Source organism: Ottowia sp., from assembly GCF_035325765.1.
In the GTDB taxonomy this organism is placed as follows: Bacteria; Pseudomonadota; Gammaproteobacteria; order Burkholderiales; family Burkholderiaceae_C; genus Ottowia.
In genome coordinates this window covers 17430-31211 of sequence record NZ_DAOKZG010000036.1, presented here as the reverse complement: position 1 = coordinate 31211, position 13782 = coordinate 17430, and the positions used below count along the sequence as shown (strand labels likewise).

Here is a 13782-nt window from a genome sequence, read left to right as displayed (position 1 = left end):
GTGCTGCCTGCGCATAAACGCAAGATTGCGTCTATGACACAGTAAGACTAGTCCACTGAAACACTGAAACCGGATCGGTGCTGTGCACCCGATACGGGCACGCTGCGGCGTTGCAAATGCTCGCAACAGCAACGGCTGTTGCTGCGCTTTGTGCCTTGCATCGCCTCCCGTCTCGGACGCCCCTCACCGCCCATTTCAATGTTTCAGCGGACTAGCCCGGTCGGGCGGGTTCCCCGCGTCGGTTCAAATATTCCATCGGGTTATAGATCGGCAACTCGAATTCGCTGGTCTTTCCAGGCGTCGCTTCCTAGACTTCATGGCATCGCTGTCCATGATTCGAGAGGAGACTGTCTTGGCCCGTTCCTTCACGCTGCCGCCGACGCTGGACGCCCTGCGCAACTACGTCGACGGCCAATTCGTCGAAACCGAACGGCAGTTCGACAACATCAGTCCGATCGACGGCCGCCTGCTCGGCAAGGTGCACGAGGCCGACGCCGCCCTGGTGGACCGCGCCGTGCGCGCCGCGCGCAGGGCGCTCGAAGAAGGACCCTGGGGCCGTTCGACGGTGGAGGAGCGCGCCGCCGCGCTGCACCGCGTGGCCGACGTGATCGAGCGGCGCTTCGAGGAGTTCCTCGCCGCCGAGGTCGCCGACACCGGCCGGCCGGTCGAGCAGGCACGCAAGCTCGACGTCTACCGCGGCATCGCCAACTTCCGCACCTTCGCCGACCTGGGCAAGCACGCGCACGGCGAGTTCTTCGAAACCCACCTGCCCGACGGCACCCAGCTCATCAACTACACCAAGCGCAAGCCGCTGGGCGTCATCGTCAGCATCTCGCCCTGGAACCTGCCGATCCTCTCGCTGACCTGGAAGGCGGCGCCGGCGCTGATCTGCGGCAACGCCATCATCTGCAAGCCCTCGGAGGAAACGCCGTCGTCGGCGGTGCTGATCGCCGAGGCCTTCCACGAGGCCGGCGTGCCGCCGGGCGTCTTCAACGTCGTGCACGGCTTCGGTCCCGGCTCGGCCGGCGAGGCGTTGACCACGCACCCGGGCGTCGACGCCGTCACCTTCACCGGCGAGTCGCGCACCGGCGCCGCCATCATGAAGGCCGTGGCCGATGGCGTGAAGGAGGTTTCCTTCGAACTCGGCGGCAAGAACGCCGCCATCATCTTTGCCGACTGCGATTTCGAAGCCACCGTCAATGGCCTGGCGCGCGCGCTGTTCACCAATACCGGCCAGGTCTGCCTGTGCCCCGAGCGCGTGTTCGTCGAGCGGCCGATCTATGAGCGTTTCCTGGCCGCCATCAAGGCCAGGGCCGAGTCGATGCGGATCGGCTGGCCCGACGAACCGGGCGTCGACATGGGCTCGCTGATCTCGCGCGAGCACCGCGACAAGGTGCTGTCCTACTTCAAGCTCGCGGTGGAGGAGGGCGCCACCGTGCTGACCGGCGGCGGCGTGCCGCAGTTCGGCGACGCGCGCGACCAGGGTGCCTTCGTGCAGCCGACGATCTGGACCGGCTTGCCCGACAGCGCGCGCTGCGTGCGCGAGGAAGTGTTCGGCCCGGTCTGCCACATCGCGCCCTTCGACAGCGAGGACGAGGCCGTGCGCCGCGCCAACGACAGCGACTACGGCCTGGCTGCCACCGTCTGGACCACCAACCTGTCGCGCGCGCACCGCGTTGCGCCCCGGCTGCACGTCGGCATCACCTGGGTCAACACCTGGTTCTCGCGCGATCTGCGCACGCCGTTTGGCGGCACCAGGCTGTCGGGCATGGGCCGCGAGGGTGGGCGCTGGTCGCTCGACTTCTATTCTGAAACCACCAACATCTGCATCAAGGTCTGAACATGGCAACACGCAAACCGTCTGGATCGGGCAAAACCGGTGTGGTGGCGGGCAAGGCCACGCCGCGCGGGCGATTTCCACACATCAAGCGCGCCGGCGATTTCCTCTTTGTTTCGGGCACGAGTTCGCGCCGACCCGACAACACCTTCGTCGGCGTCGAGGTGGATGCGCTGGGCGTGACCCAACTCGACATCCGGGCCCAGACGCGCGCGGTCATTGAAAACATCCGCGACATCCTGAAGAGCGAGGGCGCTGATCTGTCCGACCTGGTCGAGACTCAGGTATTCCTGGTCAACATGAACGACTTCGGTGGCTACAACGAAATCTGGGCCGAGTATTTCGACTACGACGGTCCCTCGCGCACGACGGTGGCAGTGCACCAGCTGCCACATCCGCACCTGCTGATCGAGATCAAGGCGACCGCTTTTTCACCCCGACCCGCCTGAGGGTCAATCCACAAGGAGACGCACCATGGAAACGAAGTACGGCGCCCCGTTCAATCTGATGGGCTGGGTCGACGCCAACCGCAGCAAGCTCTGCCCGCCGGTCAACAACGCGGCCCTGTTCCCCGACGGGAACTACATCATCAACATGGTTGGTGGTGGCAACACGCGCACCGACTTCCACACCAACCCGACCGAGGAAATCTTCTACCAGATCCGCGGCAGCGCCTACCTGAACATCTGGGACCGGGGCAAGTTCGACCGCATCGACCTGAAGGAGGGCGACGTCTGGCTGATGGAGCCCAACCTCCAGCACTCGCCCCAGCGCCCGGACCCGAACGGCCTGTGCTTCCTGGTCGAGCTCAAGCGCCCGGCCGGCGCGATCGACACGCTGAGCTGGTATTGCCCCAAGTGCGCCGGCCTGGTCTGGAGCGCCTCGATGGAACTGAAGGACCTGGTGGCCGACCTGCCGGCCACCTACGAGGTGTTCTATGCCCTCAGCGACGCCGAGCGCACCTGCAAGCACTGCGGCACCGTGCACCCGGGCCGCGACTACGCCGCCTGGCACGCGATTCGCGCGGCCAACGCCTGAGACCGGGGACGGCCATGATCGACATGCACTCGCACTTCCTGCCGCGCATCAGCCAGCAGGAGGCCCTGGCCGTCGAGCCCCGGCGTGCGCCCTGGTTGCGGGTGGATGCCAGCGGCACGACCGGCCAGATCATGGTCGGCGACCAGCCGTTCCGCCCGGTCTACCAGGCGCTGTGGGACCCCGACTTTCGCGTGCGTGAACTCGACGCGCAGGGCATCGACGTGCAGGTCGTCTGCGCCACGCCTGTCATGTTCGGCTACGCCTGGGAGGCGGCGCGCGCCGCCGACTGGGCGGCGCAGATGAACGACAAGGCGCTCGCCTTCTGTGGCGCACACCCGACCCGGCTGAAGGCGCTGGCGCAGGTGCCGCTGCAGGACACCCGCCTGGCCTGCGTCGAGGCCTCGCGCGCCATGGCGGCCGGCTGCGTCGGCGTGCAGATCGGCAACCACGTGGGCGAGAAGGACCTCGACCACCCGGACCTGGTCGACTTCCTGGTTCATTGCGCGAATGAAGGCATTCCGGTCTTCGTCCATCCCTGGGACATGATGACCGGCGGCAACCGCATGCGCCAGTGGATGCTGCCCTGGCTGGTCGCCATGCCGGCCGAGACCCAGCTCGGCATGCTCTCGCTGATCCTGTCGGGCGCGCTCGAGCGCATCCCCGAGTCGCTCAAGATCTGCTTTGCCCATGGCGGCGGCAGCTTTGCCTGGGTGCTGGGCCGGGTCGACAACGCCTGGAAGCACCGCGACATCGTGCGCCAGGACTGCCCGCGTCTGCCATCCGAATACGCCCATCGCTTCCACACCGACGCGATCACCTTTGACCTGCGCGCTCTCGACCTGCTCATCGGCGTGATGGGCATCGAGCGCGTGATGCTGGGCTCCGACTACCCGTTTCCGCTGGGCGAGCAGCAGGTGGGCGAGCTGGTGCGCGGTGCGAACTTCCTGGACGAGGCACAAAGGCGCCAGATCCTGAGTGACAATGCTCGCGCGTTTTTCGCCCTCGATGATCGGGCGCCCGATCAGCAATGATCCAGGATTCAAAGCAAGGGTTTTCCATAATTCAAGCTTAAACAATCTATAATTAAACTACCTGCCACAACCTCATGTCTGGAGACACATCCATGCGATTTCTCACGCGCAAGCTCATCGCCGCCGCCGCGCTATCCCTGATGGCCGGCTACGCCACGGCGGACGTCAAGATCGGCTTCATGGCCACCATGTCGGGCCCGGCCGCGGCGCTGGGCCAGGACCAGTACGACGGCTTCATGCTCGCCGTCGAGCAGGGCGGCGGCAAGCTGGGCGGCGTGGCGGTGCAGATCGTCAAGGAAGACGACCAGCTCAAGCCCGACCTGGGCGTGCAGCTTGTCAAGAAGCTGACCGAAAGCGAAAAGGTCGACGTGGTGGCGGGCCTGACCTTCTCCAACGTCATGATGGCGATCGCCAAGCCGCTCGGTGACTCGGGCGTGCCCTTTGTCGGCAGCAACGCGGGGCCTGCGCCGCTGGCGGGCGATCAGTGCCGCGCCAACTTCGTGTTCGCCTCCTACCAGAACGACAACCAGGCCGAGGTGCTGGGGCAGTATGCGGTCGACAAGGGCTACAAGAAGATGATGCTGATGGCGCCAAACTACCAGTCTGGCAAGGACCAGGTGGTGGGCTTCAAGCGCTTCTACAAGGGCCCGGTGGTGGCCGAGGTCTTTACCCAGCTCAATCAGCCCGACTACTCGGCCGAGATCGCCCAGGTGCAGGCACTGCAGCCCGATGCGATCTTCGCGTTCTTCCCCGGCGGCATGGGGGTCAACTTCATCAAGCAGATGAACCAGTCGGGCCTGCTCAAGAAGGTGCCGCTGCTCACCGTCAGCACGGTCGACGGCACGACGCTGCCGGCGATCGGTGCCGCCGCGCTGGGCGTGCTGGCCGGCGGCCCCTGGGGGCCCGATCTGCCGGGTCAGGCCAACGCCGACTTCGTCAAGGCCTTCGAGGCCAAGTACCAGCGCATCCCTTCGCAGTACGCGGCGCAGGCCTACGATTCGGCGCATCTGATCGGCAGCGCGCTGCAGGCGACGGGCGGCAAGGCTGGCGATCGCCCCGCCTTCCTGAAGGCACTGCACGAGGCCCGGTTCGACAGCGTGCGCACCAACTTCAAGATCGGCGCCAATGGCTTTCCGGTGCAGGACGAACATGTCTACGAGGTGGCCAAGGACGCGCAGGACCGCGTTTCACTGAAGACCATCGCAACGCCGCTGAAGTCCTACGTGGACGCCTACGCTTCCCAGTGCAAGCCCAAGTAAGCGGCTGACGGCGCGAGGGCGCGTGCGAGGCGGGCCATGAGCATCGAATTCCTGTTCACCCAACTGCTCAACGGCCTGCAGTTCGGCGTGCTGCTGTTCCTGATGGCGGCGGGGCTGACCCTGGTGCTGGGCATCATGAGCTTCATCAACCTGGCGCACGGCTCGCTCTACATGGGCGGCGCCTACCTGGCGGCCATCACCTTCGCGCACACGGGTTCCTTCGTGTTGGCGGTGGTGGCCGGCGTGCTCGGCCTGTTCGTGATCTCGGTGCTGCTCGACCGCCTGGCGCTGGCCGCGCTGCACCACCGCCCGCACCTGGACCAGGTGCTCGCCACCTTCGGCATCGTGCTGTTTGCCAACGAGGCGGCGCGCATGCTTTTCGGCAGCGCGCCGCTGTTCATGGACACGCCGCCGGCTTTGTCCGAACCCTTCGAGCTGCTCGGCTTCAACTATCCTTCCTACCGCGCCGCCATCATCGTGGCCGGCATTGCCGTGGCGCTGGGCCTGCACTGGCTGATCGACCGCACGCGTATCGGCATGCTGATCCGCGCCGGCGCCAGCAACCGCGCCATGGTGTCGGCGCTGGGCGTCAACATCGGCTGGCTCACCACCTTCGTGTTTGCCCTGGGCGGCGCGCTGGCCGGTCTGGCCGGCGCCATGGTGGGGCCGATCCTGTCGATTCAGCCCGGCATGGGCGAGCCGGTGCTGATCCTGACCCTGGTGGTGATCGTGATCGGCGGCATCGGTTCGATCCGCGGCGCGCTCTATGGCGCGCTGATCGTCGGCGTGGTCGACACCCTGGGGCGCGGCGTGCTGCCGGGCGTGCTGATGATGGTTTTCAATCCGAGCGTGGCGTCGGCCGTGGGGCCGGCACTGGCTTCCGTCGGCGTCTACATCCTGATGGCTGCCGTGCTGGCGCTCAAGCCGGAAGGCCTGTTTCCGGTGCGCTACACATGAACGAGCCGAGCCAGGATCCCGCCGCCTGCGCGGCACTGGTGCCGCCCGCGGTGCGCCGCAGCGCCTGGCCGGCACTGGTGGTCGGCATGCTGGCGCTGGTCGCTTTGCTGCTGCCCCTGTATGGCAGCCTCGCCGGGCATTCGTACGCGGTGGTGCTGGCCAGCCGCATCCTGGTGTTCGCGCTGGCCGCCGTCGGGCTGAACCTGGCGCTGGGCTACGGTGGCATGGTGAGCTTCGGGCATGCCATGTACATCGGCCTGGGCGCCTACGTGGTCCTGATCTGCGGCAGTATCGGCTGGGTCAACGGCTGGCTGCAACTGGGGGTGCTGCTGGTCACGGTGGTCCTGATCGCCGCGGTAGTGGGCTGGATTTCGCTGCGCACGCATGGCCTGGCCTTCATCATGATCACGCTGGCTCTGGCGCAGTTGTTCTACTTCCTGTTCGTCAGCCTGCGCGCCTATGGTGGTGACGACGGCATGTCGCTGGCCGCGCCGAGCGGCTTCGGGCCGCTCACGGGCAGCCCGACAGCCCTCTACTACGCCTTGCTGGCGGCGCTGGCGCTGGCGGTCTACGGCACGCTGCGCCTGGTGCAGTCGCGCTTCGGCCTGGTGCTGCGCGCGGCCCGTGTGAACGAGCGGCGCGTGCGCGCGGTTGGCACCGGGCCGCTGGGCTACCAGCTCGTGGCCTACGTGCTGTCGGCGCTGGTGTGCGCGCTGGCCGGCTTCTTCCTGGCCAACCTGGCGGGTTTCGTCTCGCCCGCCTACATGAACTGGATGGTGTCGGGCGAGCTGATCGTGATGGTCGTGCTTGGCGGCGTCGGCACGGTGTTCGGCCCGGTGGTGGGTGCCGTGGCGCTGCTGCTGCTGGAGGAGGTGCTCAAGCTCTGGACCGAGCACTGGCCGATCGTGTTCGGCCCGCTGGTCCTGCTGATCGTCGTGGCGCTGCGCCGTGGCCTGTGGGGCCTGCTGCCCGGTGGACGCGAGGAATGAGGCCGTGAGCGCTCCATCCACCCGTCCCCTGCTGGCGCTGCACGGCCTGGTCAAGCGCTATGGCGCGCTGCTGGTGACCGACCACGTCGACCTCGAGCTCGCGCAGGGCGAGGTGCATGCCATCATTGGCCCCAACGGTGCCGGCAAGACCACGCTGATCGGCCAGATCGCCGGCGAGATCCGCAGCAACGAAGGACGCATCGAGCTGGCCGGTGTCGACGTCACGAACTGGAGCGTGAACGCCCGCGCGCGCGCCGGCCTGGGACGCTCCTACCAGATCACTTCGGTGATCCCCGAGTTCACGGTGCTGGAGAACGTGCTGCTGGCGGTGCAGTCCCAGCGCGGCCACAACTTCCGCTTCTGGCGTCCCGTCACGCGCGACGCCGAACTGGTGGCGGCGGCCGAGCGCTGGATCGAGCGCGTGCGCCTGCAAGGCGTGCAGTCACGGGTCGCGGGCCTGCTGTCCTACGGCCAGCAGCGCCAGCTCGAACTGGCGATGACGCTGGCGATCGAGCCCAAGGTGCTGCTGCTGGACGAGCCGATGGCCGGCCTCGGGCCGGCCGAGACGCAGGAGATGATCGAGCTGCTGCAGGAGCTGGGTGGGCGCTACGCCATCCTGCTGGTCGAGCACGACATGCACGCCGTGTTTTCGCTGGCCACGCGCTGCAGCGTGCTGGTGTACGGAAAGGTCGTCTACAGCGGCAGCCCGGGCGAGGTGCGTGACAGCGCCGTGGTACGCGAGGCCTACCTGGGCGACGAGGAGATACCGGCGTGAGCGCGACCCCATTGCTCGCGGTCGAGGGCCTGGAATCGGGCTACGGCAAGAGCCAGGTGCTGTTCGGCATGGCGCTGCGCGTCGACGCCGGGAGCTGCTCAACGCTGCTGGGCCGCAACGGCATGGGCAAGACCACCACCATCAAGAGCCTGATGGGCCTGATCACGCCGCTGGGCGGCGTCGTGCGCTGGAAGGGGCAGGACATCCGGGGCCGCTCGCCGCACGCAATCGCACGGCTCGGCCTGGGGCTGGTACCCGAGGGCCGCCAGGTGTTTCCCAACCTCACCGTGCACGAGAACCTGGTCGCCACGGCGCGCCTGCGCGGCAGCTCGCCCTGGACGCTGGAGCGGGTGCATCGGCTGTTTCCGCGCCTGGCCGAGCGGGCCGGCAACTTCGGCAACCAGCTCTCCGGCGGCGAGCAGCAGATGCTGGCCATCGGCCGCGCGCTCATGACCAACCCCGAGTTGCTGATCCTGGACGAGGCCACCGAGGGCCTCTCGCCCCTCGTTCGGCGCGAGATCTGGTCGGCGCTGGAGCAGATCAAGTCCGAGGGCATGGCGATCCTGATCGTCGACAAGAACCTGGCGCCCCTGCTCGAACTGGCCGAACGCCACCACGTGGTGGAAAAGGGCAGGGTGGCCTGGAGCGGCAGCTCGGCCGAGCTGCGCGCCGACCGCGGGATCGCGCGGCGCTACCTGTCGGCATGAGCGCGCGGCTATAATCAATCGGTTTTGCAATTCGCAAGACGCACGTGGCGTGCAGTTCCGGCGCGCCACGCAAGTCAAACCATTTGGAACAAGGAAATTTCGATGATCTCCAAGGAGAGCAAGGCCGCCGTGGTCCAGGACAACGCGCGCGCCGCGGGCGACACCGGCAGCCCCGAAGTGCAGGTGGCCATCCTGACGGCCCGCATCAACGAGCTCACGCCCCACTTCCAGCAACACGGCAAGGACCACCATGGCCGCCGCGGCCTGCTGCGCATGGTGAGCCGCCGGCGCAAGCTGCTGGACTACCTCAAGGGCAAGGACGCCGACCGCTACCTGGCCCTGATCGCCAAGCTGGGCCTGCGCAAGTAAGCCGAGCCATGGCGCATGCGAACGCCTGAGGCCCGGCACGGCTCAGGCGTTTTCGTTTTTTGAACCCCGGAGTGCCGACGTTCAGGGCGAAGCTGTGTCATTCCACGAGGCGCGTTGCGCGGCGCGCAGCGGCTTGCTGGAATGGCATCGTGTTCTGAACAGGATCGGGCTCCCGTGCAGGCTCAGCCTGCGCAATCAGCTGCAAGAAAAGGAGCAGACATGAGCATTTTCAACAAGGTCACCAAGAGCTTCCAGTGGGGCGACAAGACCGTCGTCATGGAAACCGGGGAGATCGCGCGCCAGGCCAGCGGCGCGGTGCTGGTGGACATCGACGGCACCGTGGTCCTGGCCACCGTGGTGGCGTCCAAGACCGCCAAGCCGGGGCAGGACTTCTTCCCGCTCACCGTGGACTACATCGAGAAGACCTACGCCGCCGGCAAGATCCCGGGCAGCTTCTTCAAGCGCGAGGCCAAGCCGAGCGAGCTGGAGACGCTGACCAGCCGCCTGATCGACCGCCCGATCCGCCCGCTGTTCCCGGATGGCTTCTTCAACGAGGTGCACGTCGTCATCCACACCGTCTCGCTCAACCCCGAGGTCGATGCCGACATCGCGGCCATGATCGGGGTCAGCGCCGCGCTGACCATCTCCGGCATCCCGTTCAACGGCCCGATCGGCGCCGCGCGCGTCGGCTACGTGGGTGGGGAGTACGTGCTCAATCCGGGCCCGACCGCGCGCAAGGACAGCCAGCTTGACCTGGTGGTCGCGGGCACCGAGAGTGCCGTGCTGATGGTCGAGTCCGAGGCCTACCAGCTGTCGGAGGAGGTGATGCTGGGTGCCGTGGTGTTCGGGCACGAGCAGGGCAAGATCGCCATCAACGCCATCCACGAGCTGGCCCGCGACGCCGGCAAGCCGCTCTGGACCGAAACCGGAGCCTGGGCGCCCGAGGCCAAGGACGAGGCCTTCATCGGGAAGGTCGGCGCCCTGGCCGAGCCGAAGCTGCGCGCCGCCTACCAGATCCGCAGCAAGCAGGCGCGCACGCAGGCGCTGCGCGAAGCCTACGCGGCGGTCAAGCAGGCGCTGAGCGAAGAAGGCATCGCGTTCGACCCGGTCAAGGTCGACAACCTGCTGTTCGAGAACGAGGCGCACATCGTGCGCGGCCAGATCCTGGCCGGCGAGCCGCGCATCGACGGCCGCGACACGCGCACCGTGCGGCCCATCGAGATCCGCACCAGCGTGCTGCCCCGCACGCACGGCTCGGCCCTGTTCACGCGTGGCGAGACGCAGGCGCTGGTGCTCACCACCCTGGGCACCGACCGCGACGCCCAGCGCATCGACGCGCTGGCCGGCGAGTACGAGGATCACTTCCTGTTTCACTACAACATGCCGCCCTTTGCCACCGGCGAAGCGGGCCGCATGGGCTCGACCAAGCGCCGTGAGATCGGCCACGGTCGCCTGGCCAAGCGCGCGCTGATCCCGCTGCTGCCGGCGCGCGACGAGTTCCCCTACACCATCCGCGTGGTCAGCGAGATCACCGAATCCAACGGCTCGTCGTCGATGGCCTCGGTGTGCGGCGGCTGCCTGTCGCTGATGGACGCCGGCGTGCCGATGAAGGCGCACGTGGCCGGCATCGCCATGGGCCTGATCAAGGAAGACAACCGCTTCGCCGTCCTGACCGACATCCTGGGCGACGAGGACCACCTGGGCGACATGGACTTCAAGGTCGCCGGTACCACCAGCGGCATCACCGCGCTGCAGATGGACATCAAGATCCAGGGCATCACCCAGGAGATCATGCAGGTTGCGCTGGCGCAGGCCAAGGAGGCGCGCATGCACATCCTCTCCAAGATGCAGGAAGCCATGGGCGAGGCGCGCACCGAGATCAGCTCCTGGGCGCCCAAGCTCTACACCCTGAAAATCAACCCGGAGAAGATCCGCGACGTGATCGGCAAGGGCGGCGCCACCATCCGCGCGCTCACCGAGGAGACCGGCACCACCATCGACATCGCCGAGGACGGCACCATCACCATCGCCAGCAACGAGGCGGCCAAGGCCGACGAGGCGATCCGCCGCATCGAGGAGATCACCGCCGAAGCCGAAGTCGGCCACGTCTACGAGGGCCCGGTGACCAAGATTCTCGATTTCGGCGCCCTGGTCAACATCCTGCCGGGCAAGGACGGCCTGCTGCACATCAGCCAGATCGCGCACGAGCGCGTCGAGAAGGTGAGTGACTACCTGCAGGAAGGGCAGGTGGTCAGGGTGAAGGTGCTCGAAACCGACGACAAGGGGCGCATCAAGCTGTCCATGAAGGCCTTGCTGGACCGTCCGGCGCGCGAGCCTCGGGAGCCGCGCGCGCCGCGCCCCGAGCGGGCCGAGGCCGCCGAAGCCGAAGCCACGCCGCCGGCCTCGCCCCAGGAGTGAGCGGGTTCGCTGCCGTTGTCCCAGATGGACATGGACTGCATCGAGATCCGGGCTTCGGGCGGGCCTGAAGTGCTGGTGCCGGCCCGGCGGCCCCGGCCGGTCGCAGCGCAGGGCGAGGTCCTGATCCGCGTGCGCGCCTCGGGCGTCAACCGCCCGGACGTGCTGCAGCGGCTGGGCCACTATCCGCCTCCGGCGGGCGCCCCGGACCTGCCTGGCCTGGAAGTCGCCGGCACCATCGAATCCGGTGACGCGGCGGCCCTGCGGGCGGCCGGCCTGGCGCTGGGCGACCGTGTCTGCGCGCTGGTCGCCGGCGGCGGCTACGCGGAATACTGCGTTGCCCCGGTGGCGCAGTGCCTGCCGGTGCCGTCCGGCCTCTCGGACGCCGAGGCCGCGAGCCTGCCCGAGACCTTTTTCACCGTCTGGTCCAACGTGTTCGATCGCGGCCGCCTGGCCGCTGGCGAGACGCTGCTGGTGCAGGGCGGCAGCAGCGGCATCGGCGTCACCGCCATCCAGCTCGCCAAGGCCGCCGGGGCCACGGTGATTGTCACCGCCGGCAGCGACGAGAAGTGCGCCGCCTGCCTGCGTCTGGGCGCCGACCATGCGATCAACTACCGCAGCGCCGACTTTGCCGAGGAAGCGCTGCGCCTGACGGACGGTCGCGGCGTCGACGTCATCCTCGACATGGTGGCGGGCGATTACGTCCGGCGCGAGGTCGAATGCCTGGCCGAGGACGGGCGCCTGGTCATCATCGCGGTGCAGGGTGGCGTCCAGGCGGGCTTCGACGCCGGGCGCGTGCTGCGCCGGCGCCTCGTCATCACCGGCTCGACCCTGCGCCCACGCCCGGTGGCGTTCAAGGGCGCCATTGCACGGGCCCTGCGCCAGCATGTCTGGCCCTGGCTGGAGCAGGGGCGCGTGAAACCCGTGCTGCAGGCGCAGTTCGCCGCGTTGCAGCCGGAGGGCGGGCTGCCCAGTGGCGCCGCGCGGGCCCACGCACTGATGCAGGCGGGCCAGCACGTCGGCAAGATCGTCCTGACCTGGAGTGAGCCATGAGCCGCAAGCTGATCGCGGGCAACTGGAAGATGAATGGCAGCCTGGCGGCCAACCAGGCGCTGGTGCGCGAACTGCTCGCCGGGTTGGGCGGGACGGCGCCGTGCGACGTGGCGGTGTGTCCGCCCGCGGCCTACCTGGCCCAGCTGCAGTCCCTGCTGGCGGCGGCGCCCACGGTGGCGCTGGGCGCGCAGGACGTGTCCGAGCATGTGGGTGGCGCCTACACCGGCAACGTGTCCGCCGCCATGCTGCGCGACTTCGGCGTGCGCTACGGCATCGTCGGCCACAGCGAGCGGCGCCAGTACCAGCACGAAAGCGACATCCAGGTCGGGCGCAAGGCCGAGCGCCTGCTGGAGGCCGGCATCACGCCGATCGTCTGCGTCGGCGAGACCCTGGTCGAGCGCGAGCAGGGCCTGACCGAATTCGTGGTCACGCGCCAGCTCGCGGCGGCGATCCATTTCAACCGGGCGCGGCTGGACGACATCGTGGTCGCCTACGAGCCGGTGTGGGCCATCGGCACCGGGCAGACCGCCACGCCGGAGCAGGCACAGCAGGTGCATGCGCTGTTGCGTGCCCAGCTCGAGGCCGCCGGAGCCGCGCCCGGCAGCGTCCGCATCCTGTATGGCGGCAGCATGAACGCGGGCAACGCGGCGGCGCTGCTGGCCGAGCCCGACATCGGCGGCGGCCTGATCGGGGGCGCGGCGCTGAAGGCCGCCGATTTCCTGAAGATCATCGAGGCCGCCGCCTGACGGGCGGGGCCGATGCAAATGCCTGTGGAGTGACTCAATGAACTTCGTGTTGAACCTGGTGCTGGTGCTGCAGATCCTGTCGGCCCTCGGCATGATCGGCCTGATCCTGATGCAGCATGGCAAGGGCGCCGACATGGGCGCCGCCTTTGGCAGCGGCTCCTCGGGCAGCCTGTTCGGCGCCAGCGGCAGCGCCAACTTCCTGTCGCGCTCGACCGCCGCGCTGGCGGTGGTGTTCTTCACCTGCACGCTGGCGCTGGCCTATTTCGGTTTCAGCATCCAGGTCGAGTCGACCGGCGGCAGCGTGCTCGAGCGTGCCGCGGCGCCTGCCCCCGCCGAGCCCGCAGCACCCGCCACGCCACCCCCGGCAGCGAGCGCGGCCGACGCGATTCCGGCGGCGGGCGACACGGTCGCCCCGGCGGCGACCGGTGCCGAGGTGCCAGTGCCCGCGAGCCAGGGGACCGGTCCGGCCCAGATCCCGGGGCAATGATCCAGGTCAAGAATCGGGCGCGTCGAGCCCCTGTGAACTGCCCGGGACCGGGTGCTTTTCAGGGTAAACTCTGACGGTTTTCCAATGAGCTTCGCGAGGATGCAAGCGCCATCTTCCGC

14 protein-coding genes are annotated in these 13782 nt (G+C 68.1%); all 14 read left to right on the top strand.

The genetic code is table 11. The features are described from left to right. The first annotated feature begins 331 nt into the window (after nt 1-331). The 14 genes from PKA16_RS11685 (at nt 332) to secG (ending at nt 13663) form a co-directional block, all read left to right on the top strand. Nucleotides 332-1840 carry a 2-hydroxymuconic semialdehyde dehydrogenase gene (locus PKA16_RS11685; RefSeq protein WP_324403402.1) on the top strand — a complete coding sequence of 503 codons (1509 nt, stop codon included), beginning with the start codon at nt 332-334 and terminating at the stop codon, nt 1838-1840. Between the two features lie 2 nt (nt 1841-1842). Next, on the top strand, nt 1843-2286 hold the full coding sequence (locus tag PKA16_RS11680; RefSeq protein WP_324403400.1) for a RidA family protein: 444 nt from the start codon (nt 1843-1845) through the stop codon (nt 2284-2286). Nucleotides 2287-2311: 25 nt separating this feature from the next. Beyond that, a complete protein-coding gene (nbaC, locus tag PKA16_RS11675) occupies nt 2312-2875 on the top strand; it encodes a 3-hydroxyanthranilate 3,4-dioxygenase (protein WP_324403399.1) in 564 nt (187 codons plus the stop codon). A gap of 14 nt (nt 2876-2889) precedes the next feature. After that, the gene (locus tag PKA16_RS11670; protein ID WP_324403398.1) at nt 2890-3906 is read left to right on the top strand and encodes an amidohydrolase family protein; all 1017 of its coding nucleotides are present in this window, start codon (nt 2890-2892) and stop codon (nt 3904-3906) included. A gap of 92 nt (nt 3907-3998) precedes the next feature. Then, the gene (locus PKA16_RS11665) at nt 3999-5165 is read left to right on the top strand and encodes an ABC transporter substrate-binding protein (protein WP_324403397.1); all 1167 of its coding nucleotides are present in this window, start codon (nt 3999-4001) and stop codon (nt 5163-5165) included. Between the two features lie 36 nt (nt 5166-5201). Continuing rightward, entirely contained in the window at nt 5202-6122 is a 921-nt protein-coding gene (locus tag PKA16_RS11660; protein WP_324403396.1) for a branched-chain amino acid ABC transporter permease, read from the top strand. Next, on the top strand, nt 6119-7111 hold the full coding sequence (locus PKA16_RS11655; RefSeq protein WP_324403395.1) for a branched-chain amino acid ABC transporter permease: 993 nt from the start codon (nt 6119-6121) through the stop codon (nt 7109-7111). The genes PKA16_RS11660 and PKA16_RS11655 overlap by 4 nt, the downstream gene beginning before the upstream one ends. 4 nt (nt 7112-7115) lie before the next feature. Beyond that, complete coding sequence (locus tag PKA16_RS11650; RefSeq protein ID WP_324403394.1) at nt 7116-7886, top strand: ABC transporter ATP-binding protein; 771 nt, start codon at nt 7116-7118, stop codon at nt 7884-7886. Continuing rightward, nucleotides 7883-8593 carry an ABC transporter ATP-binding protein gene (locus PKA16_RS11645; protein WP_324403393.1) on the top strand — a complete coding sequence of 237 codons (711 nt, stop codon included), beginning with the start codon at nt 7883-7885 and terminating at the stop codon, nt 8591-8593. Before PKA16_RS11650 ends, PKA16_RS11645 begins: the two co-directional genes overlap by 4 nt. A gap of 102 nt (nt 8594-8695) precedes the next feature. Then, the gene (rpsO, locus tag PKA16_RS11640) at nt 8696-8962 is read left to right on the top strand and encodes a 30S ribosomal protein S15 (protein ID WP_324403392.1); all 267 of its coding nucleotides are present in this window, start codon (nt 8696-8698) and stop codon (nt 8960-8962) included. A gap of 219 nt (nt 8963-9181) precedes the next feature. Beyond that, complete coding sequence (gene pnp, locus PKA16_RS11635) at nt 9182-11380, top strand: polyribonucleotide nucleotidyltransferase (protein WP_324403391.1); 2199 nt, start codon at nt 9182-9184, stop codon at nt 11378-11380. Nucleotides 11381-11410: 30 nt separating this feature from the next. Next, nucleotides 11411-12430 carry an NAD(P)H-quinone oxidoreductase gene (locus PKA16_RS11630; protein WP_324403390.1) on the top strand — a complete coding sequence of 340 codons (1020 nt, stop codon included), beginning with the start codon at nt 11411-11413 and terminating at the stop codon, nt 12428-12430. Beyond that, complete coding sequence (gene tpiA / locus PKA16_RS11625) at nt 12427-13176, top strand: triose-phosphate isomerase (RefSeq protein ID WP_324403389.1); 750 nt, start codon at nt 12427-12429, stop codon at nt 13174-13176. The genes PKA16_RS11630 and tpiA overlap by 4 nt, the downstream gene beginning before the upstream one ends. A gap of 37 nt (nt 13177-13213) precedes the next feature. After that, nucleotides 13214-13663, top strand: coding sequence for a preprotein translocase subunit SecG (gene secG, locus PKA16_RS11620; protein WP_324403388.1), 450 nt, complete (start codon nt 13214-13216; stop codon nt 13661-13663). Nucleotides 13664-13782 lie beyond the last annotated feature (119 nt).

What these genes read in the sequence shown, in the direction of transcription:
- PKA16_RS11685 (WP_324403402.1), top strand. Translation starts at nt 332, where the DNA reads ATGATTCGAGAGGAGACTGTCTTGGCCCGTTCCTTCACGCTGCCGCCG.
- PKA16_RS11680 (WP_324403400.1), top strand. Translation starts at nt 1,843, where the DNA reads ATGGCAACACGCAAACCGTCTGGATCGGGCAAAACCGGTGTGGTGGCG.
- nbaC (WP_324403399.1), top strand. Translation starts at nt 2,312, where the DNA reads ATGGAAACGAAGTACGGCGCCCCGTTCAATCTGATGGGCTGGGTCGAC.
- PKA16_RS11670 (WP_324403398.1), top strand. Translation starts at nt 2,890, where the DNA reads ATGATCGACATGCACTCGCACTTCCTGCCGCGCATCAGCCAGCAGGAG.
- PKA16_RS11665 (WP_324403397.1), top strand. Translation starts at nt 3,999, where the DNA reads ATGCGATTTCTCACGCGCAAGCTCATCGCCGCCGCCGCGCTATCCCTG.
- PKA16_RS11660 (WP_324403396.1), top strand. Translation starts at nt 5,202, where the DNA reads ATGAGCATCGAATTCCTGTTCACCCAACTGCTCAACGGCCTGCAGTTC.
- PKA16_RS11655 (WP_324403395.1), top strand. Translation starts at nt 6,119, where the DNA reads ATGAACGAGCCGAGCCAGGATCCCGCCGCCTGCGCGGCACTGGTGCCG.
- rpsO (WP_324403392.1), top strand. Translation starts at nt 8,696, where the DNA reads ATGATCTCCAAGGAGAGCAAGGCCGCCGTGGTCCAGGACAACGCGCGC.
- pnp (WP_324403391.1), top strand. Translation starts at nt 9,182, where the DNA reads ATGAGCATTTTCAACAAGGTCACCAAGAGCTTCCAGTGGGGCGACAAG.
- PKA16_RS11630 (WP_324403390.1), top strand. Translation starts at nt 11,411, where the DNA reads ATGGACTGCATCGAGATCCGGGCTTCGGGCGGGCCTGAAGTGCTGGTG.
- tpiA (WP_324403389.1), top strand. Translation starts at nt 12,427, where the DNA reads ATGAGCCGCAAGCTGATCGCGGGCAACTGGAAGATGAATGGCAGCCTG.
- secG (WP_324403388.1), top strand. Translation starts at nt 13,214, where the DNA reads ATGAACTTCGTGTTGAACCTGGTGCTGGTGCTGCAGATCCTGTCGGCC.